Here is a 25,754-nt window from a genome sequence, read left to right as displayed (position 1 = left end):
GTTATAAGTCAAAGCATCTTATGCCTGATGGGGTATAATCTTGCCACTTTTTTATGCCATTTTTTTGGGTGTCGCTCATGACTAACACGAACTTTTCTCAAACGGCTGCGTTTATCTGGTCGGTGGCCGATCTGCTGCGCGGTGATTTTAAACAGTCTCAGTACGGGCGTGTGATCCTGCCCTTTACACTGCTGCGCCGTCTTGAGTGCGTGTTGGCGGAGACCAAAGATGCGGTGGTGGCGAAATATGATGAGTTAAAAACCAGCTCACTGCCGGAAGATGCCAAAGAGAAGTTTCTGCTGCGCGCCAGCACACTTTCCTTCTTCAACACCTCGAAGATGGATCTGGGCAAGATGGGGCAGAACGACATCAAAGCCAACCTGGAGAACTACGTCCAGTCGTTCTCACCCGATGCGCGTGAAATCTTCGAACACTTCAAATTCAGTGAGTTCGTCGGCCTGCTGGAAGACGCCAACCTGCTATTTAAAGTGGTGAAAAAATTCGCCACCACCGATCTCAGTCCGAAAGCAATTTCCAACTATGAGATGGGCCTGGTGTTTGAAGAGCTTATCCGTCGTTTCGCGGAAAGCTCTAACGAGACCGCCGGGGAGCACTTCACCCCACGTGATATTGTGCGTTTGACTACCTCGCTGGTGTTTATGGAAGATGATGAAGCCCTGACGCAGCCTGGTATTATCCGCACCATTTATGACCCGACGGCCGGGACCGGCGGCTTCCTCTCTTCAGGCATGGAATATGTGCACGAGCTGAACCCTAACGCGGTCATGCGCGCCTTTGGTCAGGAGCTGAACCCGGAATCCTACGCTATCTGTAAAGCCGATATGTTGATCAAAGGTCAGGATGTCAGCCGTATTAAGCTGGGTAACACCCTCTCTAACGACCAACTTCCGCTGGACCAGTTCGACTACATGCTTTCTAACCCGCCGTTTGGCGTGGACTGGAAGAAGATTGAGGGCGAGATTAACGACGAACATACGCAGAAAGGCTTTAACGGTCGCTTTGGCCCGGGCCTGCCGCGTGTATCCGACGGCTCGCTGCTATTCCTGATGCACCTGATCAGCAAAATGCGCGACAACCACAATGTGGATGGCACCGTGAGCAACGGCGGGCGTATCGGGATTATCCTTAACGGTTCCCCACTGTTTACCGGTGGTGCGGGCAGTGGCGAGAGCGAAATCCGTCGCTACATTCTGGAAGCCGACTTGCTGGAAGGCATTGTCGCGCTGCCAACGGACATGTTCTACAACACCGGCATTGCCACCTACGTCTGGATCCTCTCCAACAAGAAAGCGCCTGAGCGTAAAGGCAAAGTCCAGCTGATTGATGGCACCAACCTGTGCGGGAAAATGCGTAAATCGCTGGGTTCCAAGCGCAACCTGATGGGCGAAGACGATATCAAGCTGATCACCCAGACCTTTGGTGATTTTGAAGTAGTGGATGCTACAACCCTGGAAGAACTGGGTCTGGAAAAAGCCGCCGAGCAAAAATCCAACCGTGGTCGCCAGCCTGCCACCGCCAAAACCGAAACGCCGAAAACCTTCGCAAGCAAAATCTTTAACAGCACCGACTTTGGCTATCGCCGTCTGACGATTGAACGCCCGCTGCGTTTATCTGCTCAGGTGACGGATGAGGCGATTGCGACTCTGCGCTTTGCGCCGAAGCCGTTTAACGCGCCGATGGAACGTCTGTATGAAGAGTTCGTAGCCCAATGGCAGGAGGATAACTACGGTGATTTCTCCGAGCTGGAAGCCGATGTGCGCGCCATCATTAAAGCTGAATTTGCCGAGCTGAAAGAGAAGCAGATTAAAGATCTGCTCGACAGCAAACTGTGGCTGGCGCAGCGCGCCTTGATGGAAAAAGCGCAGCAGATTCAGACGGCTCTGGGTACGCAGGCGGGTGGCAAAACGCTGGTAAGCAATGACTTTAACCAGTTCCAGCTGACCCTGAAAGGGGCCATCAAAGCGGCTGGCGTGAAGCTGGACACGAAAGAGAATAAGCAGTTTATCGACGCCATCACCACCAAAAACCCGGATGCCGAACCGGTGGTGAAGAAGGTGCTGAAAGAAGCCGCTCAGCCGCTGTACGGTGCGTTTGAATACAAAGGCAAAGTGGTTGAGTTTGAACAAGACGGTGAGTTACGCGATAACGAGAACGTGCCGCTGAACCCAGCAGTGTCCACCAGCGACCTGATTGAAAACTACTTCAAAGCCGAAGTGTTGCCGCACGTGAATGACGCGTGGATCAACGCCGATAAGCGCGATGCGAAAGATGGCGAGGTAGGGATTGTCGGTTACGAGATTCCGTTTAACCGCCATTTCTACGTCTATCAGCCACCGCGCCCGCTGGAAGAAATTGATGCCGACCTGGATGCGGTCAGCGCCGAGATTATGAAGCTGCTGCAGGAGGTACATTCCTGATGGCTAAGTATAAGGCGTATCCGGAGTATAAGGATTCTGGGGTGGAGTGGTTGGGCGAACTTCCAGCTCATTGGACAACGCTAGCAATAAAACATGTTGCTCAATTAAATCCTTCTAAATCAAGCATTAGCGTAGAAAAAATGAAAGGGATGTGTAGCTTCATTCCGATGGAAAAGCTCAAATTCAATTCCTTATGTTTAGATGAAATAAAAGATGTTACCGATGTATATAATGGATATACATATTTTGAAAATGAAGACATCCTAATTGCAAAAGTCACACCATGCTTCGAAAATAAAAACATGGTCGTTGCGCATGATTTGAATAATGGCATAGGATTTGGTTCTTCTGAAATTTATGTTTTACGTTGCAATGATATTATAAACAATAATTTTTTATTTTATCGTCTTCAGGAAGATAACTTCATGTCCATAGCTGAAGGTGCTATGACCGGTGCTGGTGGATTGAAGAGGGTACCTTCAGAAGTTCTAAATAATTTTAAATTTGGGCTTCCAAGTAAAAAAGAGCAATCAATAATAGTAGATTTCCTCGATCACGAAACCACAAAAATCGACAACATGATCGAGAAGCAACAGCAACTGATTGAACTGCTGAAAGAAAAACGTCAGGCAGTAATTAGCCATGCCGTCACCAAAGGGCTAAACTCTGATGCGCCGATGAAAGATTCTGGCGTGGAGTGGTTGGGGGAAGTGCCGGAGCATTGGGTTCCAATACAATTAGGAAAGGTTTGTTATCAAGTATCAGATGGGCCTCATTTCTCTCCTAACTATGTTGATTCAGGAGTTTTGTTTATTTCTGCAAGAAATATCAAAGTTAATGGGTGGTCATTAGATGATGCTAAATATATAACTGAAAAGGATTACAATGAGTTTTCCAAAAGAGTGATCCCTGAAATAGGTGATGTTTTATACACAAAAGGTGGCACGACGGGAATAGCTAGAACTGTTGATATTGAAGATAAATTTCAAGTATGGGTTCACGTAGCTGTATTAAAAATATTAAAAGAAAAAGCCGTCCCAGATTTCATAGCATATTCTTTAAATGGCACATCTTGCTACGCCCAATCTCAACTTTATACCCAAGGTGCAACAAATAATGATCTTGGGCTCACTCGTCTGATAAAGATATGGTTGGCTTTGCCACCAAAAAACGAACAGCAGGAAATTGTTGATGCTTTAAATAGTATTACAAAAAAATATGATGTGGTTACCGACAATGCTATGACCGCAATAACCATTCTCCTGGAACGCCGCGCTGCCCTTATCTCCGCCGCCGTCACCGGAAGAATCGACGTCCGCGATTGGGTTGCCCCTGACACGCAGGGCACTGAGGAGTCACAGGAGGCCACCGCATGAGCATGGATAGCACCAAAGAACTGATTTTCCAAAATGAGATAATTACTCAGATGGAGGAAAAAGGTTGGGTTAGTGGAAAAACCGACGGCTATGATCGTGAACGTGCGCTGTACTCGCAGGATGCGCTGACCTTTGTGCAGACCACGCAGCCGCAGGAGTGGGAGAAGTTTGCCAAAATTTATCCTACCGATACCGAGCGTCATTTCCTCGATGCGATGGTGGCGCAGCTGAAAAAAGCAGATATCAATGCCACCGATGTTTTGTCTCGCACCTACGGTACGCTCGGCGTGCTGCGTCATGGTATCAAAAGCCATAACGCGCGTTTTTCCCTGTGCCAGTTTAAACCGGAACATAACCTCAATCCGGAAACCCTGACGCGCTACAAACAGAATATCTGCCGCATTGTGCCGGAGCTGGTTTACAGCCCGCATGCGTCGAACGCCGCATTCGAAGAAACGGGTATAAAAGCGAAGAAGTGGCGTATCGACCTTGTGCTGTTCGTCAATGGCCTGCCGATAGCGACCCTCGAACTGAAGTCTGAATTTAAGCAGACGGTGCAAAACGCCATTACTCAATATAAGAAAACGCGTTTACCGAAGGACCCTGGCACCAATAAGCCTGAGCCGCTGCTGACCTTTAAACGCGGCGCGCTGGTGCACTTTGCCGTCAGCCAGTACGAAGTGTTTATGGCGACCAAACTCGATGGCGATAAAACCTTCTTCCTGCCGTTTAACAAAGGCACCCATGACGGCGGTGCAGGAAACGATATCCCGGAAGATGCCAACGACTACGCCACCAGCTACCTGTGGAACGAGGTGCTGCTGCCGGACAATCTGCTGAAAATTGTTGCCAGTTTTGTGCATCTGCAAATCGTCGAAAAAGAAAACGCCATTGGACTAAAGTACAAAAGCGAGAGCCTGATTTTCCCGCGCTATCACCAGTGGGATGTGGTGAATAAACTGATCACCGCCGCCACGGTGGAAGGCACCGGCAATAAATACCTGATTCAGCACAGTGCGGGTTCGGGTAAATCGAACTCTATCGCCTGGACGGCTCATCAGCTTTCCCGCCTGTACGATGAGAATGGTGAGAAGCAGTTCCACTCGGTGATTGTGGTGACGGACCGCACCGTGCTGGACGATCAGCTGCAGGACACTATCTATCAGTTTGAGCATCAGGATGGCGTAGTCGGGCGTATCAATAACAAAGAAGGTGATGGCTCTAAATCAGAGAAGCTGGCCAGCGCGCTGGAAAACTCGCAGCCAATCATTATCGTCACCATTCAGACCTTCCCGTTTGTGCTGAAGGCCATTGAAAACAGCGTCAGCCTCAAGCAGCGTAAATACGCGGTGATTGCCGATGAAGCGCACTCCTCGCAGAGCGGCTCTACGGCGCGTCAACTGAAAGAAGTGCTGATGACCGAAGAAACAGATGACGATGTGGAGATGTCTTCAGAAGATATTCTGGATGCCACCGTCGCCGCGCGCAAAGGCAGCAACAATCTCAACTATTACGCCTTTACCGCCACGCCGAAAGCCAAAACCCTGGAGCTTTTTGGCCGTCGTCCTAACCCGCAGGAACCAGCTTCAAAAACCAATAAGCCGGAAGCGTTCCACGTTTACTCCATGCGTCAGGCCATCGAAGAAGGCTTTATTCTCGATGTGCTGAAGAACTACACCAACTACAAGGTGGCGTATAAGCTACTGCAAAAGCTGGACGATCCTGACCGGGAAGTGGACAGCAAAAAAGCCAAAATCAAACTTAACCAGTGGGTCTCGCTGCACGATCATAACGTGTCGCAGAAAGTGAAGGTGATTGTTGAGCACTTCCGCAAGCATGTGATGCATTTACTGGCTGGCCAGGCAAAAGCGATGGTGGTGACCAGTTCGCGTAAGGCGGCGGTGCGTTATAAGCTGGCGTTCGATAAATACATCGCCGAGCACAAGTACGACAAGATAAGCGCAATGGTGGCGTTTTCCGGGGAGGTGGAATTCCATGAAGATGACCACAACAGCCTTGCGCTGCTCAATCAAAAGTTCACCGAGATCAATATGAACCCAGGCCTGAAAGGCCGGGATATGCGTAAAGCGTTTGATACCGATGACTACCAGGTGATGCTGGTGGCGAACAAATTCCAGACCGGTTTTGACCAGCCCAAGCTCTGCGCTATGTATGTGGATAAAAAGCTGGGGGGCGTGGAGTGCGTACAGACGCTGTCGCGCCTGAACCGTACCTATCCAGGGAAGGCACAGTCCGGCACGTTTGTGCTCGATTTCTACAACGAACCTGATGAGATTTTGGGGGCTTTCCAGCCGTACTACCAGACAGCAGAGCTGATGGATGTCAGCGATCCGCAGTTGGTCTTTGAGCTTTATGAAAAGCTGCGTACCAGCGGTATTTTCCTGTGGAACGAAGTGGAGCAGTTCTGTGAGGCGTTCTTCAGTAAAAACAAATCCAACGCGGCCATTAGCAATATCTGTAAACCTGCAGTGCAGCGCTGGAAGCATCGTTACACCTCAGCGATTGATGCCTATATGCTGGCCAAAGAGATGTTTGAACGCACCAAGAAGACCGGTGATGTTGTGCTGATCACCAATGCGGAAAACACCTTTAAAGAGTGCGAGAAAGAAAAAAGTAAGCTGGATATCTTCAAGAAAGATCTCGGCAGCTTTGTCCGCTTTTACGAGTTTATGTCGCAAATCGTCGATTATGACGACAAGAATCTTGAAAAGCTGAGTCTCTTTGCTCGTCATTTGCGTCCGTTACTGCATGAACAGCATATTGAAGAAGATGAAATTGATTTAAGCAACGTGGAGATGAGCCATTATCGCCTGTCGAAGCTTCACGAACAGCACCTAAAGCTGCAGGAAGATGCGGCAGAATACAAAATCACACCGGGGAATGATGTCGGCACAGCGAAGCCGAAGGACAAAAAAGAAGAGTTTCTGTCGAATATCCTGGCGCGTCTTAATGAGCTGTTCGTTACCGATAATCTCACTGATAAAGACATGATTAATTATGCCTTCGCGGTGCGCGACAAGCTGTCAGAAAACCAGGCGGTGATGACCCAGATCGCGAACAATACGCGCGAGCAGGCGATGCTGGGGGATTTCCCGAAAGCCATTGATGATGCCGTGATGGACAGCAACGACGCCCAGCAGGAGATGATGGTGCAATACCTTTCTAACCCTGAACTGGCGAAGGGCTTTGCCCGCGTGGTGTTTGATATGTTGAAAGGGGCTTAACGCTTTTTCATCAAGGAGTGGTGTAAGAAATGCTGAATTCGCTCGAGATATACCAGGCGTTGAATGAATTGGGGTACCGGCTTGAGGCTGGAAAATTCGAGCCAAGCTATGCATCCGAGCACGTACTCGGGAATGGAAAGTATCTGTACGTCAAACGTAGCCGGGACGGCGTGGTTAAAAAGAGCCCATTAGTTCTTGCACCAGAAACTTATGCCCTAAAGGCGGAAATTGATCGCATCGAGGGTATCCACTGCCTTTGGGAAAAAGTAAAAAGCACCAGCTACCGCCGTTACCCGAAAGATAATGGTACGTCCCAATATGGTTTTGCGGTAGATGTTGAATCCGTTGAAGCGTTACAGGCGCTGGTGGCTTTGCTGGGTGGACAACCTGGACTAAAAAGAGATAACCAAAACAAGGAACAATTGCCAATGTACCCTTTAAACCAGATTCTCTTTGGGCCACCAGGCACGGGTAAAACCTACAGTACCACCGAGATGGCGGTCAAAATTGCCGATAATGCGTGGTACCAACAGACCACGCGGGAACATCATGACAATGACTTACGGGAGTTGGTAAAAGAACGCTATAAGGCGTTGGTAGAAAAGCAGCGCATTATGTTTACCACCTTCCACCAGAGCTTCTCCTATGAAGATTTTATCGAAGGGATTCGCGCAACTACTGATGAAAAATCGGGTGCGCTTCGCTACGAAGTTGTGGATGGTATTTTTAAACAGCTGTGCCTGAACTCCAGGGTTAAAGTTCAGGGGAGTGCAACACAATCTATCTCACTCAAAGGTCGGCGGATCTGGAAGATGTCTCTGGGTAATACCATGGGCGGAGAAGAGGATGTGTATGAGGACTGCCTGGCAAACAATTATGTCCTGCTAGGTTGGGGAGAAGATATCGATTTTAGTAACTGCTCTACCTATGAGTCAGTTAAAGCTCGGATTGCATCAGAAAAACAGTCACTGGAAGGCACCAGTAATTATATGGCTGTTGCCGTGAATACCTTTAAAAATATTATTAAGAATGGCGACTTAGTCGTCGTCTCTGATGGAAATCATAAGTTCCGTGCAATAGCTGAGATGACAGGTGAGTATAGTTATTTACCCAATGATGAACGTGAGTATTACCATCAAATGCGTTCAGTTAAATGGCTAAGGACATACACCCCAAGTCTTCCTAAAGAGCAAATTTTCATCAAGTCATTATCTCAGATGACCCTTTATGAGTTGCAGGATACGACGATTGATCGTGAAAAATTAACCCAGTTGCTGGCTCCTGTTGATAATGTCGATAGTCAGGATCTACCACATGTACTGATAATAGATGAAATCAACCGCGGTAATATAGCGCGTATCTTTGGTGAGCTTATTACTCTTCTTGAGCCGGACAAACGTCAAGGGGCCGATGATGAGCGGTCGCTGATGCTTCCTTATTCAAAGCAAGCATTCTCAGTACCGCAAAATGTTTATGTCATTGGGACGATGAATACTGCGGATAAATCACTTATCCAAATGGACCTGGCGCTAAGACGACGCTTTAGCTTTACCGAAATGCCTGCACGACCGGAGCTGTTAGCTGGGGTCACTGCGTTCGGTGTTGATGTCGAAACGTTGTTAACGCGTATTAATCAGCGTATCGAAGCGCTGCTGGATAGTGAGCATATGATTGGCCATGCTTACTTTATGCCGCTAAAAAAATTAGAAAATAATGCCGACCGCGAAGCCTGTCTTGCCAGCATCTTCCAGGACAAAATCATTCCATTGCTGAGAGAGTATTTCTTTGATGATTATGAACGCATTGGTTGGGTGTTGAATGATTCGGTGAAAGCGAAAGAAAACCGTTTTATTCTGTTGCAGCAGTCAGTACAACTACCAGCATTTTCTGCATTATTTCCGAAAGATATTGCGGATGGTTTGTCTGACAGGCGCTTCCGTATCAATCAAGATGCTTTCGCGTCGGCAGAGGCTTATCAGGGTATTGTCGCATGATGATCCAGGTCCGGGAATATGCTCTGCTTACCTGTGATAACTCTCAACCAGCCAGCATGGATTTGGGAATTGTCTCTGAGGCAACCTTATCCTGGCTTGAGCAATTGCAACAAACGTGGAGTGGGACCTCTCAAATTCTCAGCCGAGAAGGGAAGCGGTTTTTGCGTTTGGGAAGCTATGTCGGTTATCTACAATCCCCGAATGGCGAGTCAATTGAAATTCTGCCAAAAACCACATTTGAAGCGCCAACGGAGGTAGACCCTCTACGTCAGCTTTTACGCCGAATGCTAAGCGCCTCTTTAGGCATTACGCCCCGCGAGGCGAACCAGGCGGCATTGCAACGTAGTGAGCAGCCTCTACATGAATGGATAATCAGTGAGTTTTTGCGGCATCTTGCTGATTTAGTACGCAAAGGACTGCGTTTCGATTATCACCTCATCGAGGACGAACATAGCGCGTTCATCCGCGGTCAATTGAATGTCACTGCACAAATGAGAATGCCTCCGGGCAGAGGCACTCATTTTCATGTGCGCTATGCGGAGTTCTCCCCTCAGCGCATCGAAAACCGCCTGTTACGGACGGCTTTGGATTGGGCGCTTAAAATGACCAGACAAGGGCAGAGCTGGAGGCTAGCAAATTCACTTAGCCACCAACTGGATGGAATAGAGCCTATTTGTGGCAATACGACACAATCCTTGAGGCAATGGAGTGACGGCAAGTATCTCCTCGACTATCGTGCCATAAAACCGTGGTGCCAGCTCATTCTTGAGCAAATGAATCCAGATTTTCAACATGGACCCCATCAGGGAATTTCCCTGTTGTTCCCGATGGAGAGGTTATATGAAGGCTGGGTAGGATACGGCCTGGCTGGAGCGTTGCATCATGATTTCAAACTTATAGAACAGACTAAGAGCCAGTACTTGTTAGAGCATGTCCCTGTTGGTGAAGAGTCATATCAACGATGGTTTATGCTTAAACCGGACTTTCTTATCAACGGTGAGCAGACGGTAGTTCTGGATGCCAAATGGAAGCTATTAGATAACAGAGCCGGTGACAGTCTGAAGAAGTATGAAATGAGCCAGGTTGACCTGTATCAGATGTTCGCCTATGGGCAAAAGTACCTTCATGGGCAAGGCAATATGATGCTGATTTATCCCCGCCATCAGTACTTTGCTACACCATTGCCGGTGTTCCGTTTCGACGAAGATTTATCTCTATGGTGTGTGCCCTTTGACCTTGAATCTGGTGAGTTGGTAAAAGGCGAGTGGCAGGATTCGTTCCGTTGCTTCCCCGGTGATGATCCTTCACCAGTTTATGACGAACAACAAAATAGCCACGAATTACTTGTGGGTTAGAGAGATGAGGGAGGAGTAATAATGGCCTATAAGGATTTCTACCATTTACTGTTGGAGTCATTTTCCCAACCTGTTGAGCTGTTCACTGGGTCAAGGAATGTACCTTTTACTCTCTACGCTGAAGAAACAAAGCTGTTTGTTCGAAATGGAAAAGATAATATCAGCCGTATCGATCCTAAAGAAGTTGCGGCGTTTGTTGAGCGGTTTGAAGAAAGTGAAAGTTTGTTAGCGAAAGACTACCAGGATGTGACTTTCAAAGCCTCCTATTTGCTAGCTGCGATGAAATATATTACTGGGCAACATGCTTCCATTGTACGATTTCACAGCGAGGAGCTTTATAACAGCGAAGCGCAATATAAAGACTGGCTGAATTCAAACCCTGAAGGCTATGTTTTAAATTTGCTAAAAAGGAGTGAGGAAAGCCTTGGACTGGATCCTACAAATTCAACTTGCCTGCATTCAGCTAGTTGCTCTTCGGTGAATAATGAGCGCAGCTATTCTCATTCTGAGCCATTCACTGGCAATGATTACTTTAAAATTTGCTCAGTAAACCTCGGTGAACTTGAGCAAGTGGCCATCAAAATAACGAAGCTTGGCATCGTGAAAAAACATTCTTGTTTAAAGGATAAGGTGCGTTAATTAATTCCACTTTAACGTTTTATATTGGCTAATCTCTATGAGCCTAACAGTACACTCAGCGTTTGTGTGGGAATTTGTCTGCTGGCAGAGATACAACGATTGCCGTAACGTCTGGTTTTGGTATTGAAACGTTTTTTAGTGATGTTTTTCGCCAAATAACTGAGCCGATAAATAATCAGGCCGAGTAAATGGCTATCGCCACGTTTCCAGAAATAATAACTGTTAGATGGCAGGCTGAAAGTGCCCCCGGAAGAGGTCTGCCAGTGCTCCTCTATCATTGGGATGAGTTTCGCCGGATGCTGTATCTTGTGACCGTTAGCCATTAACACACAGTGATAATGCTGTTTCGGGCTACGACCATGCTCACGAACCCACATCAGATGAAACCAGGTACCAGAATATTGTTTCTTCAGTGTGCTTGCCAGTGTCTGACTGAATTGGCTGATGACCTGATTAGACTCGCTGTGTTCTTTGACATGCAAGTCGAAACGTAGCACCAGCACTTTAGTCGATTGGCTGAATATCTCAGTAAGGCAGTTCATCATCGCACGCATGATTTTAGGTTCAGGATATACCGCACGCTGAGAACATTCATACACGGGTAAGGCATAACCTTGATAGATAAAGACACCAAGCTTTTTTCTTGATATCTGAAACGGATTCATGGGTGTGCTGGTGGACATATATTATAAATAATCCTGAGTTAGTTTTGGCAATATGGCCATGAGGCCTGTAGCTCTGATGGTTTATTGTCTGTAAAAATTACGCCATTCAGGTTCATGCTTATGATAAATAAAACCCGCAGGCTCCGGGAGCCTGCTGATTTTCGTTATATCCTTTAGCGTTTAACTATTTCTGGCGGCCAGCCCACAATGCACTGACCAAATTTATGGGGTGGGGGGAAATCGCCATTACGTATCCAGCGGTTAAGCGTCGGTAAGCTGATGCGAAGAAAAAGGCACACTTCAACTTTGTTGAGGTAACGTCGGAAAGAAACCGGTGCCATATTATTGTGAGAGAAAATATCCATATCGGACTCCCTAACGCTGATGGCTCCAGACTAACAAATCAGAAAGCAGCCATGCGCAACTGTGAGAACCCAGTTTTTTGCGCGGGGGAAATTTGCCCTGATTTTCTAGCTCCCATGCACGAGAACGAGAGATGCTGGTAATCGATTTGCGCTCATCTTCACGTACCAATCTGTCGACAGTCAGTCCATAGGTTTTTAGAATGCTAAGGCGTTGTTCTGGTGAAACTTCAAACATTGATAATGCCTCTTTGGTTTTAATGGGTAGGAGGCATTCTGGTTCGTACGACTGGGGACGTATACCGAACCACTTACTGGTTCGGTGTTGATGGCTCAAAAAATGGTCTAAGCCGACCTTCTTTTCTGAGCAAACGTAGTTTGTCTTCGATAGCACGCGTGGCGTCAGGTCCATCCTTAGGCGAGTTATCGGGATTTAAGAGGATTTTTTTGCTCTGGGGAAGCTCAGGATTTTCTTTGAAGAAATTGATGACATCTTCATGTATGGCAGCATTTACTTCTTTCAACGTAAATGAAGCATCTGAAGGTCTGGGAGAGTGAACTTCCAAAAAGGCCATTGCAAGATTATGAATATGATTCTTGACTGTCTCCATGCGTTCATGGCTCTTTTGACCACCATTTTTCCGTTTTTTAGTTTCTCGCTGGTTTTCATCTTTTCTCATGCTGTTTACAACATGGCCTGACTCTACAAGCGTGATTTTGTTGAATCGGTCAGAAAGGTAACGCTTTACATTATCGAGTCGTAAGATGTTCAAATGGTTTAAAATAAATCGGGGAGCCAGTACCTGAAAATCGGCCTTTAAATCAGTAACTGAGCCCGGACCCATACCTGCAATTTGTTGCTTTAACAGATGGCCGCTATCCTCGAAACGAACCTTGTAAACTGACTCCAATCCATTTTCAGCCACCAGTAAGTTATATAGCGCCACCTCAAGGTGTGATAGCAAATCCTTATCGTACTTACTCAGGTTTGGGGTTTCTTCGCTGACGAGGCGTTGCAGCAGAGCATGGATGTCCGAAGCAAAAGTGTTCATGTAAACCTTAGTCTGGAAGTTGGCATTTCAGGTTCGAAGCCAAAACGTTACCTGACCCATTACCTGACCCATTACCTGACCCAAATTTGACGCAAAGAAAAAGGACTTAGATAATTTCTCATCTAAGTCCTTGATATATTTGGTGGCCCCTGCTGGACTTGAACCAGCGACCAAGCGATTATGAGTCGCCTGCTCTAACCACTGAGCTAAGGGGCCGTGGCGGTGAATTATAAAGTAACTCTCTACAGCAATCCAGCCATTCACACCTGCCTGCTGTTTTTATAAACAATGCATAATCAATCCTTTATACTTCCCTGACGATGTATCGAGTGGGAGTAAAAATGATCAACGATATTCTGGCCCCTGGCCTGCGGGTGGTGTTCTGCGGAATCAACCCGGGTAAGTCCTCGGCGCACACCGGCTTTCACTTCGCCCATCCGGGCAATCGCTTCTGGAAAGTGATCCACCAGGCCGGGTTTACCGACAGATTACTCAGGCCCGAAGAGGAACAGCACCTGCTGGATACGCGCTGCGGCATTACTATGCTTGTCGAGCGCCCGACGGTGCAGGCGAGCGAGGTCAATCTGCATGAGCTCCGCAGCGGCGGACGGGAGTTGGTCAAAAAGATAGAGGACTATCAGCCCGCAGCGCTGGCGATCCTCGGCAAGCAGGCCTACGAGCAGGCGTTCAGCCAGCGCGGCGCTAAATGGGGTAAGCAGAGCATCACCATCGGCGTGACGCAGGTGTGGGTGCTGCCGAACCCGAGCGGGCTCAACAGGGCGACGCTGGATAAGCTGGTAGAGGCGTATCGGGAGCTGGATGAGGCGCTGATGGTGCGGGGGCTGTAATCCTCTGCGGCCTGATGCCCTCACCCTGACCCTCTCCCACAGGGAGAGGGAATAAACAAAAAAAAGCTCCCCGAAGGGAGCTTTTTCACTGTCAGGACAGGTTAGTCGTCCAGGAAGCTACGCAGCACTTCAGAGCGGCTTGGATGACGCAGCTTACGCAGCGCCTTCGCTTCGATCTGACGGATACGTTCGCGGGTCACGTCGAACTGTTTACCCACTTCTTCCAGCGTGTGGTCCGTGTTCATATCAATACCGAAACGCATACGCAGCACTTTTGCTTCACGGGCGGTGAGGCCGGCCAGAACGTCGTGCGTCGCAGCGCGCAGGCTCTCGGTGGTGGCAGAGTCCAGCGGCAGCTCGAGGGTGGTATCCTCGATGAAATCACCCAGATGCGAATCTTCATCATCACCAATTGGTGTTTCCATGGAGATTGGCTCTTTGGCGATCTTCAGCACTTTACGGATCTTGTCTTCCGGCATCAGCATGCGCTCAGCCAGCTCTTCCGGCGTTGGCTCACGGCCCATCTCCTGCAGCATCTGGCGGGAGATACGGTTGAGCTTGTTGATGGTCTCAATCATATGCACCGGAATACGGATGGTGCGCGCCTGATCCGCGATAGAGCGGGTGATAGCCTGACGGATCCACCAGGTAGCGTAGGTGGAGAACTTGTAACCACGACGGTATTCGAACTTATCTACCGCTTTCATCAGACCGATGTTGCCTTCCTGGATCAGATCCAGGAACTGCAGGCCACGGTTGGTGTATTTCTTGGCGATAGAGATAACCAGACGTAAGTTCGCCTCAACCATCTCTTTCTTCGCACGGCGGGCTTTCGCTTCACCGATAGACATACGACGGTTGATGTCCTTGACCTGCTCGATGGTCAGGCCGGTCTCTTCTTCAATCTGATGCAGCTTCTGCAGACCACGATAGACATCGTCCTTCACGTCGTGCAGTTTTTCAGACCATGGCTTGTTCATCGCGATAGCGGCGTTGAACCAGGTTTCGCTGGTTTCGTTGCCGGTGAAGAGGGTGATGAAGTTCTTCTTCGGCATTTTGCACTGCTCAACGCACAGCTTCATGATGATGCGTTCCTGGGTGCGTACGCGATCCATCATCACGCGCATGCTGTTTACCAGGTAGTCGAACTGTTTTGGCACCAGGCGGAACTGTTTGAATACTTCAGACAGTTTCAGGATCTCTTCCTGCGCGGCGGCATGGCTGCGGCCTTTCGCTTTGATGGTGTCACGCGTGACTTCGTACTGGGTACGCAGCTCGGCAAACTTCTCACGCGCCAGTTCCGGGTCGATGCTGTTGTCATCGTCCGCGCTGTCGTCGTCTTCTTCCTCATCTTCGTCTTCGTCGTCATCCATCTCTTCCTGAGACAGTTCGGAACCAACGTGAGTCGCGGTAGGCGCCAGATCTTCTTCCGCGTTCGGGTCAACAAACCCGGTGATCAGGTCAGACAGGCGCGCTTCTTCCGCTTCAACGCGATCGTACTGCTCCAGCAGATAGGTGATCGCTTCAGGGTATTCGGCAACAGAACACTGAACCTGGTTGATCCCGTCTTCGATGCGTTTTGCGATGTCAATTTCGCCTTCGCGGGTCAACAGTTCAACGGTACCCATTTCACGCATGTACATGCGGACCGGGTCAGTGGTACGCCCGATTTCAGATTCAACGCTGGACAGTACCTGTGCGGCAGCTTCTTCCGCATCTTCGTCGGTATTGTTGGAGGTTTCAGCCAGCAACAGATCATCGGCATCCGGTGCTTCTTCCATCACCTGAATGCCCATGTCATTGATCATTTGGATGATGTCTTCGATCTGATCTGAATCGACGATATCTTCCGGCAGATGGTCATTGACCTCGGCATAGGTCAGATAGCCTTGCTCCTTACCGCGTTGGACAAGAAGTTTCAGCTGTGACTGCGGGTTTTGCTCCATAAGACGGTATCCACACTTAATTCGTTTGATTGGTGTCGGCGATGGGGCTGCCAACCTTTAAAGCGAGGGCGTACTTATATTTTGGCCGCTGCCTCTCAGTGCGGCTGCCGGGGGCTCCCCGATCGATATTCGGCACTTAAGCCGTTAAATACTTTTGTCTTTCACTTATTTCTTCGCCAGTTCCTGGTTAATCATCCAGAGTTCCCGGCGTTCTTCGCTGCTTAAGCCGTGCGTGCGCTCGCGAGCTATCAACTCTTCCTGGCGCAACTCAAGCATCGAATCAAACATATGGTTGAGCGAGTCGGTGAACGTTTTTTCTGCAATGTCCTTATCTGCTATATCGTCCCACATCGACAATTTTTCAAGGGTAGCGGCCTCTTTTGTGCCGCGATAATGTTCTAAAAGTTGTCCGGTGGTCAGACCTGGCTGAGACAAACACGTGTTGACCAGTTCTGAAAATAAGCCAAGTCCGGGCAATTTTTCGTGGTTCAAACCCGCCAGCGATGGCACTTGCGGCGCAAGTTCGGGGTTTTGTACCAGTAACCCTATCAGTATACGCATGGTTGTGCGTTTTAGCTGAGGCGCGGGGCGAACCGTGCCGTTTTCAGCCTGTTTAGGCATTAAACGTTCAAGCTGGCTGTCATCCAGAATGCCGAGCTTGTTGCCTAACTCCTGACGCAGATAGATACGCAGCGTTTCGCCGGGCACCTGGCTGATTAACGGCAGCGCCAGCGTACTGAGCTGCGCGCGCCCGTCAGGGGTACTTAAATCCACCTGCGGCATCAGGCTGTTAAACAGAAACGTGGAGAGCGGCTGAGCCTGATCCATCCGCGCTTCAAACGCCGCTTTGCCCTCTTTACGCACCAGCGTATCCGGATCTTCGCCATCCGGCAGGAACATAAAGCGTAGCTGACGCCCGTCGGTCATATACGGTAGCGCCGTTTCCAGCGCACGCCAGGCGGCATCGCGTCCTGCGCGGTCACCGTCGTAACAGCAAATCACGTTGTTGGTGACGCGAAACAGCAGCTGGATATGGTCTGCCGTCGTGGACGTTCCTAATGACGCCACCGCATAGTTAATGTCGTACTGCGCCAGCGCGACAACGTCCATATAGCCTTCGACGACCAGAAGACGCGGAGGTTCCGCGTTATCCTGCTGCGCCTCATAAAGACCGTAAAGCTGGCGGCCCTTATGGAAAATATCGGTTTCCGGGGAGTTGAGGTATTTCGGCAGGGCATCACCCAGCACGCGACCACCAAAACCAATCACCCGGCCACGCTTATCGCGGATCGGGAACATCACCCGTTCACGGAAGCGGTCGTAGCTTCGTCCCTGGTCGTTGGTGACCAGCATGCCTGCGTCGATGAGAGACTTACGATCTTCGCTATTGCCGCCAAAACGTTTTAACACGTTGTCCCAGCCGGGCGGGGCGTAACCAATAGCGAAACGCGCAATCACATCGTCGCTCAGTCCGCGCTTTGTCAGGTATTGACGCGCAGGCTCAGCCGCAGAGTGCTTAAGAGACTGTTGGTAAAACGAATTCAGGCCATCCATCAGTTGATACAGCGTTTGCCGTTGATGGCGCTCGATCTGACTTGGCCCACTGCCTGCTTCATACGGCACTTCAAGGTTATGCATCGCCGCCAGCTCTTCGACGGTTTCAACGAACTCGAGCTTGTCGTAGTTCATCAAAAAATCGACGGCATTACCGTGTGCGCCACAGCCAAAGCAATGGTAGAACTGCTTTTCACCGTTAACGGTGAAAGAGGGGGTTTTTTCGTTATGGAACGGACAGCACGCATGGTAGTTCTTGCCCTGCTTTTTCAGCTTTACCCGCGCGTCGATGAGATCGACGATGTCGGTTCTGGCAAGCAGATCGTTGATGAAAACGCGTGGGATTCTTCCGGCCATATGCCCCAAAAATTTAAGCGACTTATAAACGAAAACAAGCCGCGCATTCCTTCCGGAAGCACGGCCTTACGACTACTACTCTGTCTGTCAATTGAGGACTGAGGCCCTCAAGCGATTAGTACAGACGAGTACGGCGTGCGTTTTCGCGAGCCAGTTTCTTCGCGTGACGTTTCACAGCGGAAGCTTTAGCGCGCTTACGTTCGGTCGTTGGTTTTTCATAAAACTCACGACGACGAACTTCAGCCAGAACACCTGCTTTCTCGCATGAACGTTTGAAGCGACGCAGTGCTACGTCGAACGGCTCGTTTTCACGTACTTTAATTACCGGCATGTAACTCTCACCTTTAATAAATTCGGTTTGCCGCTGGCATCAACGCCAGCTTATTTCAAAATGGTGCGGAATTTTACTGCAAATGCTGCTGCTTTGTAAAGCACCGATGCGATTTTGAAAGGGACTTTAATAAGGGTGAGGAGTATACACGAGCCTTCTTCCTGGGGCGAACAAAGTTTTACATCACTCCGCCCAGGCTCTACACTGCGCGGTAGTGAAACGAGGTAAAACAAGTCATGCGTGTACTGGGTATTGAAACATCCTGCGATGAAACCGGCATCGCCATTTACGACGACGAAAAAGGCCTTCTGGCCAACCAACTGTATAGTCAGGTGAAATTGCACGCTGACTACGGCGGCGTCGTGCCGGAACTGGCCTCTCGTGACCACGTGCGTAAAACGGTTCCCCTGATTCAGGCGGCGCTGAAAGAGGCCGGGTTACGTTCAACTGATATTGATGCCGTGGCCTATACCGCGGGTCCGGGTCTGGTGGGCGCGCTGCTGGTTGGCGCGACGGTAGGCCGTTCGCTGGCGTTCGCGTGGGACGTGCCGGCCATTCCGGTTCACCATATGGAAGGTCACCTTCTGGCGCCGATGCTGGAAGAGAATCCGCCTGAGTTCCCATTTGTTGCGCTGCTGGTTTCCGGCGGTCATACGCAGCTGATTAGCGTAACGGGCATTGGCAAATACGCGCTGTTGGGCGAGTCGATCGACGACGCCGCCGGTGAAGCGTTCGACAAAACCGCCAAGCTGCTGGGGCTGGATTATCCTGGCGGCCCGATGCTCTCGAAAATGGCGTCGCAGGGAACGGAAGGGCGTTTTGTCTTCCCGCGTCCGATGACCGACCGTCCAGGGCTGGACTTTAGCTTCTCCGGGCTGAAAACTTTCGCGGCGAATACGATTCGTAATAACGACGACAGCGAACAGACCCGTGCCGATATCGCCCGCGCGTTCGAAGATGCGGTGGTCGATACGCTGATGATCAAGTGCAAGCGCGCGCTGGATCAGACCGGCTTTAAGCGTCTGGTGATGGCGGGCGGCGTCAGCGCCAACCGCACGCTGCGCGCGAAGCTGGCTGAGATGATGCAAAAGCGTCGCGGGGAAGTGTTTTATGCCCGTCCAGAGTTCTGTACCGATAACGGCGCGATGATCGCTTACGCCGGGATGGTGCGTCTTAACGCGGGGGCAACGTCTGACCTGAGCGTGTCCGTGCGTCCGCGCTGGCCGCTGGCGGAACTGCCTGAGGCGTGAGTTTTTTGCCCGGTGGCGCTGCGCTTACCGGGCCTACAAAACCGTAGGCCGGGTCAGGCGAAGCCGCCACCCGGCGATAAACCGCATTACACCCGCAACATCCCTTTTTCTTCCAGAAACGCAATAATCGTCGCCAGACCGTCACCCGCTTTCAGATTGGTAAACGTCCACGGACGTTCGCCACGCATGCGGTTGGTATCGCGCGCCATCACGTCGAGCGACGCACCCACGTAGGGCGCGAGATCGGTTTTGTTGATCACCAGAAAGTCAGATTTGGTGATCCCCGGCCCGCCCTTACGCGGGATTTTTTCCCCTTCGGCCACGTCTATCACGTAGATAGTGAGATCCGCCAGTTCCGGGCTGAACGTCGCGCTCAGGTTATCCCCGCCGCTTTCGACGAAGATCAGGTCCAGATTGCCGAATTTCTCGCTTAACGCTTCCACCGCCGCCAGGTTCATCGAGGCATCTTCGCGGATGGCGGTATGCGGGCAGCCGCCGGTCTCCACGCCAACAATGCGCTCTGGCTCCAGTGCGCCCGCCTCGGTCAGGATGCGCTGATCCTCTTTGGTGTAGATATCGTTAGTGACTACCGCAAGATGATATGTATCGCGCATTGCCTTGCAGAGCGCTTCCAGCAGGGCGGTTTTACCCGACCCTACCGGGCCGCCGACGCCGACGCGCAGGGGATGTTTGTAATCAGCCATGTTGACTCCTCAGGAACGGAATAGTCGTGAATATTGTGTTTCGTGCCGCGCGGAGGCGATGGCAGACAGCGGCGTGGCTGCGCCAAGCGCGTCGTCGTCACGTAAAAATGCCTCTTCGAACCCGGCGGCGAAGTGGTCGCTCAGGTCGATAATCAGCTGCTGCGCCGCCTGCTGCCCAAACGGCACCAGCTTAACGCCCGCCATCACCGCGCTCTCAATCCAGCTGTAGCCGAGACTGAGCGCCAGTTCGCGCGCGCCAATGCCCCAGCGCACGCCGAGCCACGCCATGCCGCAGAGCTGGCTCTGCATACACAGTGTCAGCCATTCAGTCGGGCAGTCAGGCTCCCAGCTTTTAATCAGGCGCGTAAAGGCCGCGCCACGGTTGCGCTCCTCATCGCGCAGCTCGCGCGTTTCCCGGCAGGCGAGCAGGTATGCCGTCCAGCGTTTTGCCGCCACCCAATCCTGTTGTTCGCAGGCGAGATACAGGCGAGTAAAGAGCGGCAGATCGACGCAGTAAAAGCTCTGCTCCATCTGCTGGATTTGCCAGCGTTTAAAGGCGTCGGCATTCGTGACCCAGCCTGCCTCTACCGCCCACTCCAGCCCCTGCGACCAGGTAAACGACCCAACCGGCAGGCTACTGCTGGAGAGCTGCATCAGGCGCAGCCACTGGCGGGCGTGCTCCATCAGCTCATCAACGCCAGCAGGGCAGAGACAATCAACCCACCGCCGAACGTTTTACGCAGGCCGTCATGACGGCGCAGCAGTAAACCTGCCGCGAAGCTGGCGCACAGCACCGTGGCGCTGGCGAACATAAACCCGCTGGTGAAAAGCCAGAAGCTGTGGCCGGACATCTCCACACCGTGTGCCCAGCCGTGGAACATCGCCAGAGCAGGTACCGCCAGCAGCAGACGGTTTTCAGTTTTAAACATCATCACGCCGCAGACCGCCAGCGAGGCGATAATCAGCATCTCCATGCCGCTAAATCCGCCGAGCAGACTGCCTGCAACAGCGCCAACGAGCATCATCCCGAGAGTGGCAAACGGCAGCAGGAGTTTGCGGCCACTCAGCGCCGAGAGCACGCCCGCGCCGGTGAGCATCAGCAGGTGATCGAGCCCGGTCAGAGGATGGAAAAAACCGGCCTGGAAGCTGTCGGCACCGTGGCCTGGATGGGCGAGCGCCGGAACGGAAAAGGCCAGCAGTAACAGGGGGAGGAGCTTGCGCATAATTAATCCTTAATGTGAATGAGCGTGAGAGTGGCTATGGCTGTGGGCATCGCTGGCATAGGCGCCCGCTTCCGGTTCAAACGGCAGGGAGTCGAAGGTCACCTCCAGCCCGAACGGGCGCAGCATGTCGTCGAGAACGTGATCGTGGTGATAGCGCAGTTCGCCGGGCATGATCTGCAGCGGCACGTGGCGGTTGCCCAGGTGGTAGCAGGCGCGGGCGAGCAGGAACGGGTCGGCGCAGCGCACCACGGAGACCGACTCTGCCGCTGCGATCACTTCGATGACCTCACTACCGTCGTCTGTCGTCAGCAGGTCGCCCCCGCGCAGCAGCAGGCCGCGCGGCAACATCAGCCCTGCTTCGCGGCCGTCGTTCAGCGCCACGCGGGCGCGGCTTTTCACCCGCACGTCAATCGGCAGCGTGACGCTGGCGGTAATCGGGTGCGCGTGGTCCAGGCGTTGGGTTAAATAGATCATCATCACTCCTCAGAACAGGAAATAGCGTTGCGCCATCGGCAGAACGTCGGCTGGTTCGCTGGTTATCAGTTCACCGTCGACGCGCACCTCGTAGGTTTGCGAATCGACGGTAATATTGGGCAGTAAACCGTTGTGGATCATGTCGGTCTTCTTCACCGTCCGGCAGCCTTTCACCACCGCCGTGGCGCTTTGCAGATTGAGCTGCTGCGGGACGCCGTTCGCGCTGGCGGCCTGGGAGATAAACGTCAGCCGGGTGGCGTGGCGCGCGGTACCCAGCGCGCCAAACATCGGGCGGTAATGCACCGGCTGCGGCGTGGGGATCGAGGCGTTAATATCGCCCATCGGCGCGCAGGCGATCATTCCACCTTTGACGATGGTGGCAGGTTTGACGCCGAAGAACGCCGGTGACCAGACCACCAGATCCGCCAGCTTGCCCGCCTCAATGGAACCGACTTCATGGGCGATGCCGTGGGTCAGCGCCGGGTTGATGGTGTACTTAGCGACATAGCGCTTCACGCGGAAGTTGTCGTTATCGCCGGTCTCTTCCGGCAGGGCGCCGCGCTGGACCTTCATGCGGTGCGCAACCTGCCAGGTACGGATAATCACTTCTCCCACGCGGCCCATGGCCTGTGAATCTGACGAAGTGAGCGAGAACGCGCCGATATCATGCAGCACGTCTTCAGCGGCGATGGTCTCCCGGCGAATGCGCGACTCGGCAAACGCCACGTCCTCGGCAATATCCGGGTCGAGGTGGTGGCAGACCATCAGCATGTCGAGATGCTCGTCGATGGTGTTCACCGTGTAGGGCAGCGTCGGGTTGGTGGAGGAGGGCAGAATATTCGGATGCGCGCAGGCGGTGATAATATCCGGCGCATGGCCGCCACCCGCGCCTTCGGTATGGAAGGTGTGGATGGTGCGCCCACCAATCGCGGCCAGCGTGTCCTCGACAAACCCGGACTCGTTCAGCGTGTCGCTGTGCAGCGCCACCTGAATATCCATCTCTTCGGCAACCTCCAGCGAGCAGTTGATCGCCGCGGGCGTTGCGCCCCAGTCTTCGTGGATCTTCAGCCCAATGGCGCCAGCCGCGACCTGCTCGCGCAGGGCGTCCGGGTTAGAGCCATTACCTTTGCCGAGGAGGCCGATATTCACTGGTAGCGTATCGGCTGCCTGCAGCATACGCGCGATGTACCACGGCCCTGGCGTGCAGGTGGTGGCGTTGGTGCCCGCCGCAGGGCCGGTGCCGCCGCCGATCATGGTGGTCACGCCGGAAACCAGCGCCTCCTCCGCCTGCTGCGGGCAGATCCAGTGAATATGGGTGTCGATCCCGCCCGCGGTCACGATCTTCCCTTCGGCGGCAATCACTTCCGTTGCGGCGCCGATTGGGATCGTCACGCCGGGCTGAATATCCGGGTTACCGGCTTTACCGACGGCAAAGATCCGCCCGTTCTTGACGCCGATATCGGCTTTCACGATCCCCCAGTGATCGACGATCAACGCGTTGGTGAGCACCAGATCCACGCAGTCGTCGGCGGTCATCTGCCCCTGGCCCATACCGTCGCGGATCACCTTTCCGCCGCCGAATTTGACCTCTTCACCGTAGACCGTGAGATCGTCTTCCACTTCGATCCATAGCTCGCTGTCGGCCAGCCGCACTTTATCGCCGGTGGTGGGGCCGAACATATCGGCATACGCCCGGCGTGAAATGTCAGCCATTTTTCACCTCCCCCATCACCTCGCCGCGAAACCCGATAATACGCTGCGCGCCCGTCACCTGTACCAGCGTGACTTCCCGCTTCTGGCCGGGCTCGAAACGCACGGCGGTGCCTGCCGGAATATTCAGCCGGTAGCCTCTGGTGGCTTCCCGGTCGAACTTCAGCGCCGGGTTGACCTCGTAAAAGTGATAGTGCGATCCGACCTGTATCGGCCTGTCGCCGTGGTTTTCAACAATCACTTGTTGGGTTTCACGCCCGACGTTGAGGGCAACCGTGCCGGGCTGGATCTGGTATTCGCCAGGGATCATGACGTGCTCCTTAGACGATCGGATTGTGGACGGTGACGAGCTTGGAGCCGTCCGGGAAGGTGGCCTCCACCTGAATATCCGGGATCATCTCCGGTACGCCCTCCATTACCTGGTCGCGCGTCAGTACGTGACGACCCGCTTCCATCAGCGAGGCGACGGTTTCGCCATCGCGCGCGCCTTCCATAATAAAGGCGCTGATCAGCGCGACCGATTCCGGATAATTGAGCTTAACCCCGCGCGCAAGGCGGCGTTCGGCAACCAGCGCGGCGGTGAACAGCAACAGCTTGTCTTTTTCTCTGGGGGTCAGTTCCATAACGTTTCTCTTATGTCTGCCAGATACGCGGCGAACAGGCTTTTTTAGGGGTGAGAAGCGGGCGAAGCGACTGCCAGATGTCGCGCATCACCCGCTGGCAAATCAGGTTATCGTGGGAGAGGAAACGCACCGACAGCAGATCGTCGGTAAGCGTTGCACCTGCATAATTTCCCAGCGGTGCGAGGCGCTCGCGGACCGTATCAAGATGCGTTTCCCCGGCCGGATAGAACAGCAGCGTGCCGAGCCACGGATGTCCGGCAACGGGCGCAAGTTCGCCGTCGCTCAGGTGCTGACGCTCAATCAGGCGCGGTTCATCGTCTACCCAGACCTCAAGGCGGCTCTCCAGCGTGCCGTGGCTGAAGGTTTCACCGATTACCGGGCGACCCAGGCAATACAACTCCCACGCCAGCAGCGTGCTGGAGGCCTTCAGGTGGAAGACGGAGCGCAGTGCGGCATTGGCACCGGGAAAGAGGATGGTATCTTGCGGCAGCCACTCCAGCGTGGATCCATCATCGAGATAAAAGTGTTGATTCAGACAGGCCTGCGGGCCGCTGCTGCGATAGAACTTACTGGCGCCGGGCATGGTGATAAGCGCGTGGCTTTTGGCGTCCAGCCGAACGGAAATGTCCAGCGTATCGCCGCCCACAATGCCGCCGGGCGGATGCAGTAAATAGAGGTGACAGGTTTCCCCTTCGGGATAAAACGGGCGTTGAACGGTGAGCGGCCCGACGTGGTGGGCGGCGTGCAGGAGGGTTTTCTCAGGGGTGTGACAAAACAGCAGGGCAAGCGATGCCTGCCAGCCTTTATACGTATTATCAGTGACCTGAGCTGCTAACATGCTGCATCCATTTCCACACCATCGGGATACGTTTCAGTATGCCCTGGCGGAAATGAAGGCTGTCATATGAGTCGCTTATGGATACGTTTTCTGCTGCCGGCGTTGCGCGTTTTACTCCGGATCTTTTTTCTTTCGCTTGAGCTTCGTCCAGATTTTGGTCTCCTGACGACGCCACAGACGCTGAATATTATCGTGATGACGCAGCAGGATCAGGCAGGAGAGCATTGACACCGGGAAGGTGAACTGGGGTTTGAACCACCAGACGTAAAACGGGGCAATGAGCGCGCTGACGATGGCGCCGAGCGAGGAATAACCGCTCAGCAAGATGGTGAGCAGCCAGGTGCCCGCCATTACGCCGGTAAGATCCCAGCCGATAGGGGCGATAGCGCCAAAGGCGGTTGCAACGCCTTTACCACCTTTAAAACCGAAGAAAACGGGCCAGATGTGGCCGACGCAGGCCGCAATCGCAATGAGCCCCAGCCAGAACGGCGTGACGCCCAGCGCATAAGCGCCCCAGACGGGTAGCATCCCTTTCAGAACATCAAAAATCAAAACCGCTACGGCTGCTCCCTTGCCGCCAATTCTAAGTACGTTGGTCGCTCCCGGATTCCCGGAACCACTTTCACGCGGGTCAGGTAACCCGGCAATGCGGCAGACCAGAATGGCGCTGGAGATTGAGCCGCAAAGATAGGCGAGGAGGATCATTCCAGGCGCGATTGCACTCATAACGCTGTTCCGTTTTGAAAATGTATCTGTATTCTCAGCATCTG

24 protein-coding genes and 1 tRNA gene are annotated in these 25,754 nt (G+C 52.4%); 8 read left to right on the top strand and 17 right to left on the bottom strand.

Annotated features, from left to right (window positions below; translation table 11 throughout):
- Window positions 1-77 precede the first annotated feature (77 nt).
- The 6 genes from L383_RS08785 to L383_RS08810 are packed head-to-tail and all read left to right on the top strand — an operon-like array spanning window position 78 to window position 11,047.
- Complete coding sequence (locus L383_RS08785) at window positions 78-2,438, top strand: type I restriction-modification system subunit M (RefSeq protein ID WP_023331339.1); 2,361 nt, start codon at window positions 78-80, stop codon at window positions 2,436-2,438.
- Window positions 2,438-3,814 (top strand): restriction endonuclease subunit S, encoded by a 1,377-nt coding sequence (locus L383_RS08790; RefSeq protein WP_023331338.1) that lies wholly within the window; start codon window positions 2,438-2,440, stop codon window positions 3,812-3,814. The genes L383_RS08785 and L383_RS08790 overlap by 1 nt, the downstream gene beginning before the upstream one ends.
- Window positions 3,811-7,059 (top strand): type I restriction endonuclease subunit R, encoded by a 3,249-nt coding sequence (locus L383_RS08795; RefSeq protein ID WP_023331337.1) that lies wholly within the window; start codon window positions 3,811-3,813, stop codon window positions 7,057-7,059. The genes L383_RS08790 and L383_RS08795 overlap by 4 nt, the downstream gene beginning before the upstream one ends.
- A 29-nt stretch (window positions 7,060-7,088) precedes the next feature.
- Entirely contained in the window at window positions 7,089-9,053 is a 1,965-nt protein-coding gene (locus L383_RS08800; RefSeq protein ID WP_023331336.1) for an AAA family ATPase, read from the top strand.
- Window positions 9,050-10,408: an McrC family protein gene (locus L383_RS08805; RefSeq protein WP_023331335.1), complete on the top strand. Its 1,359-nt coding sequence runs from the start codon at window positions 9,050-9,052 to the stop codon at window positions 10,406-10,408. Before L383_RS08800 ends, L383_RS08805 begins: the two co-directional genes overlap by 4 nt.
- 21 nt (window positions 10,409-10,429) lie before the next feature.
- Window positions 10,430-11,047, top strand: a complete 618-nt coding sequence (locus L383_RS08810; RefSeq protein ID WP_023331334.1) for a hypothetical protein — start codon at window positions 10,430-10,432, stop codon at window positions 11,045-11,047.
- 35 nt (window positions 11,048-11,082) lie between these two features.
- Here the strand turns inward: L383_RS08810 and L383_RS0124140 are convergent, their stop codons facing one another.
- The 5 genes from L383_RS0124140 to L383_RS08825 all read right to left on the bottom strand — a co-directional run bounded on the left by L383_RS0124140 (window position 11,083) and on the right by L383_RS08825 (window position 13,342).
- Window positions 11,083-11,730 (bottom strand): YagK/YfjJ domain-containing protein, encoded by a 648-nt coding sequence (locus L383_RS0124140; protein WP_023331333.1) that lies wholly within the window; start codon window positions 11,728-11,730, stop codon window positions 11,083-11,085.
- Window positions 11,731-11,885: 155 nt separating this feature from the next.
- Window positions 11,886-12,077 (bottom strand): helix-turn-helix transcriptional regulator, encoded by a 192-nt coding sequence (locus L383_RS08815; RefSeq protein WP_023331332.1) that lies wholly within the window; start codon window positions 12,075-12,077, stop codon window positions 11,886-11,888.
- Between the two features lie 10 nt (window positions 12,078-12,087).
- Entirely contained in the window at window positions 12,088-12,312 is a 225-nt protein-coding gene (locus tag L383_RS25195; RefSeq protein ID WP_023331331.1) for a helix-turn-helix transcriptional regulator, read from the bottom strand.
- A gap of 73 nt (window positions 12,313-12,385) precedes the next feature.
- Window positions 12,386-13,126 (bottom strand): hypothetical protein, encoded by a 741-nt coding sequence (locus L383_RS08820; RefSeq protein ID WP_023331330.1) that lies wholly within the window; start codon window positions 13,124-13,126, stop codon window positions 12,386-12,388.
- A 140-nt stretch (window positions 13,127-13,266) separates the two neighbouring features.
- Window positions 13,267-13,342, bottom strand: a tRNA-Ile gene (locus L383_RS08825).
- A gap of 125 nt (window positions 13,343-13,467) precedes the next feature.
- Here L383_RS08825 and mug point away from each other — a divergent pair.
- Window positions 13,468-13,974 (top strand): G/U mismatch-specific DNA glycosylase, encoded by a 507-nt coding sequence (mug, locus tag L383_RS08830; RefSeq protein ID WP_014885286.1) that lies wholly within the window; start codon window positions 13,468-13,470, stop codon window positions 13,972-13,974.
- A 101-nt stretch (window positions 13,975-14,075) separates the two neighbouring features.
- Here mug and rpoD read toward each other — a convergent pair whose 3' ends face one another.
- From rpoD to rpsU, 3 genes are all read right to left on the bottom strand, one after another.
- Entirely contained in the window at window positions 14,076-15,920 is a 1,845-nt protein-coding gene (gene rpoD / locus L383_RS08835; protein ID WP_014885285.1) for an RNA polymerase sigma factor RpoD, read from the bottom strand.
- Window positions 15,921-16,085: 165 nt separating this feature from the next.
- Window positions 16,086-17,831: a DNA primase gene (gene dnaG / locus L383_RS08840; RefSeq protein ID WP_014885284.1), complete on the bottom strand. Its 1,746-nt coding sequence runs from the start codon at window positions 17,829-17,831 to the stop codon at window positions 16,086-16,088.
- Between the two features lie 115 nt (window positions 17,832-17,946).
- Window positions 17,947-18,162, bottom strand: coding sequence for a 30S ribosomal protein S21 (gene rpsU, locus L383_RS08845; RefSeq protein ID WP_001144069.1), 216 nt, complete (start codon window positions 18,160-18,162; stop codon window positions 17,947-17,949).
- A gap of 236 nt (window positions 18,163-18,398) precedes the next feature.
- Here rpsU and tsaD point away from each other — a divergent pair, with 236 nt between their 5' ends.
- On the top strand, window positions 18,399-19,412 hold the full coding sequence (gene tsaD, locus L383_RS08850; RefSeq protein WP_014885283.1) for a tRNA (adenosine(37)-N6)-threonylcarbamoyltransferase complex transferase subunit TsaD: 1,014 nt from the start codon (window positions 18,399-18,401) through the stop codon (window positions 19,410-19,412).
- A gap of 86 nt (window positions 19,413-19,498) precedes the next feature.
- On the opposite strand, the gene ureG is transcribed toward tsaD, so the two are convergent.
- The 9 genes from ureG to plsY form a co-directional block, all read right to left on the bottom strand.
- Entirely contained in the window at window positions 19,499-20,116 is a 618-nt protein-coding gene (gene ureG, locus L383_RS08855) for an urease accessory protein UreG (RefSeq protein WP_014885282.1), read from the bottom strand.
- 9 nt (window positions 20,117-20,125) lie between these two features.
- Complete coding sequence (locus tag L383_RS08860) at window positions 20,126-20,800, bottom strand: urease accessory protein UreF (protein WP_014885281.1); 675 nt, start codon at window positions 20,798-20,800, stop codon at window positions 20,126-20,128.
- Window positions 20,800-21,339: a HupE/UreJ family protein gene (locus L383_RS08865; protein WP_014885280.1), complete on the bottom strand. Its 540-nt coding sequence runs from the start codon at window positions 21,337-21,339 to the stop codon at window positions 20,800-20,802. Before L383_RS08865 ends, L383_RS08860 begins: the two co-directional genes overlap by 1 nt.
- A 9-nt stretch (window positions 21,340-21,348) precedes the next feature.
- Complete coding sequence (gene ureE / locus L383_RS08870; RefSeq protein WP_014885279.1) at window positions 21,349-21,813, bottom strand: urease accessory protein UreE; 465 nt, start codon at window positions 21,811-21,813, stop codon at window positions 21,349-21,351.
- Window positions 21,814-21,822: 9 nt separating this feature from the next.
- Window positions 21,823-23,526, bottom strand: coding sequence for an urease subunit alpha (gene ureC, locus L383_RS08875; protein ID WP_023331329.1), 1,704 nt, complete (start codon window positions 23,524-23,526; stop codon window positions 21,823-21,825).
- Window positions 23,519-23,833, bottom strand: a complete 315-nt coding sequence (locus L383_RS08880; protein ID WP_023331328.1) for an urease subunit beta — start codon at window positions 23,831-23,833, stop codon at window positions 23,519-23,521. The genes ureC and L383_RS08880 overlap by 8 nt, the downstream gene beginning before the upstream one ends.
- Window positions 23,834-23,843: 10 nt before the next feature.
- Window positions 23,844-24,146, bottom strand: coding sequence for an urease subunit gamma (locus L383_RS08885; RefSeq protein WP_003862556.1), 303 nt, complete (start codon window positions 24,144-24,146; stop codon window positions 23,844-23,846).
- A gap of 10 nt (window positions 24,147-24,156) precedes the next feature.
- The gene (locus tag L383_RS08890) at window positions 24,157-24,984 is read right to left on the bottom strand and encodes an urease accessory protein UreD (RefSeq protein WP_023331327.1); all 828 of its coding nucleotides are present in this window, start codon (window positions 24,982-24,984) and stop codon (window positions 24,157-24,159) included.
- A 111-nt stretch (window positions 24,985-25,095) separates the two neighbouring features.
- Window positions 25,096-25,710 (bottom strand): glycerol-3-phosphate 1-O-acyltransferase PlsY, encoded by a 615-nt coding sequence (gene plsY / locus L383_RS08895; RefSeq protein WP_014833311.1) that lies wholly within the window; start codon window positions 25,708-25,710, stop codon window positions 25,096-25,098.
- Window positions 25,711-25,754: the final 44 nt, after the last annotated feature.

The sequence above is a fragment of the Enterobacter sp. MGH 37 genome (genome assembly GCF_000534515.1).
Classification (GTDB): domain Bacteria; phylum Pseudomonadota; class Gammaproteobacteria; order Enterobacterales; family Enterobacteriaceae; genus Enterobacter; species Enterobacter kobei.
This window is presented reverse-complemented; position numbering and strand designations above follow the sequence as displayed.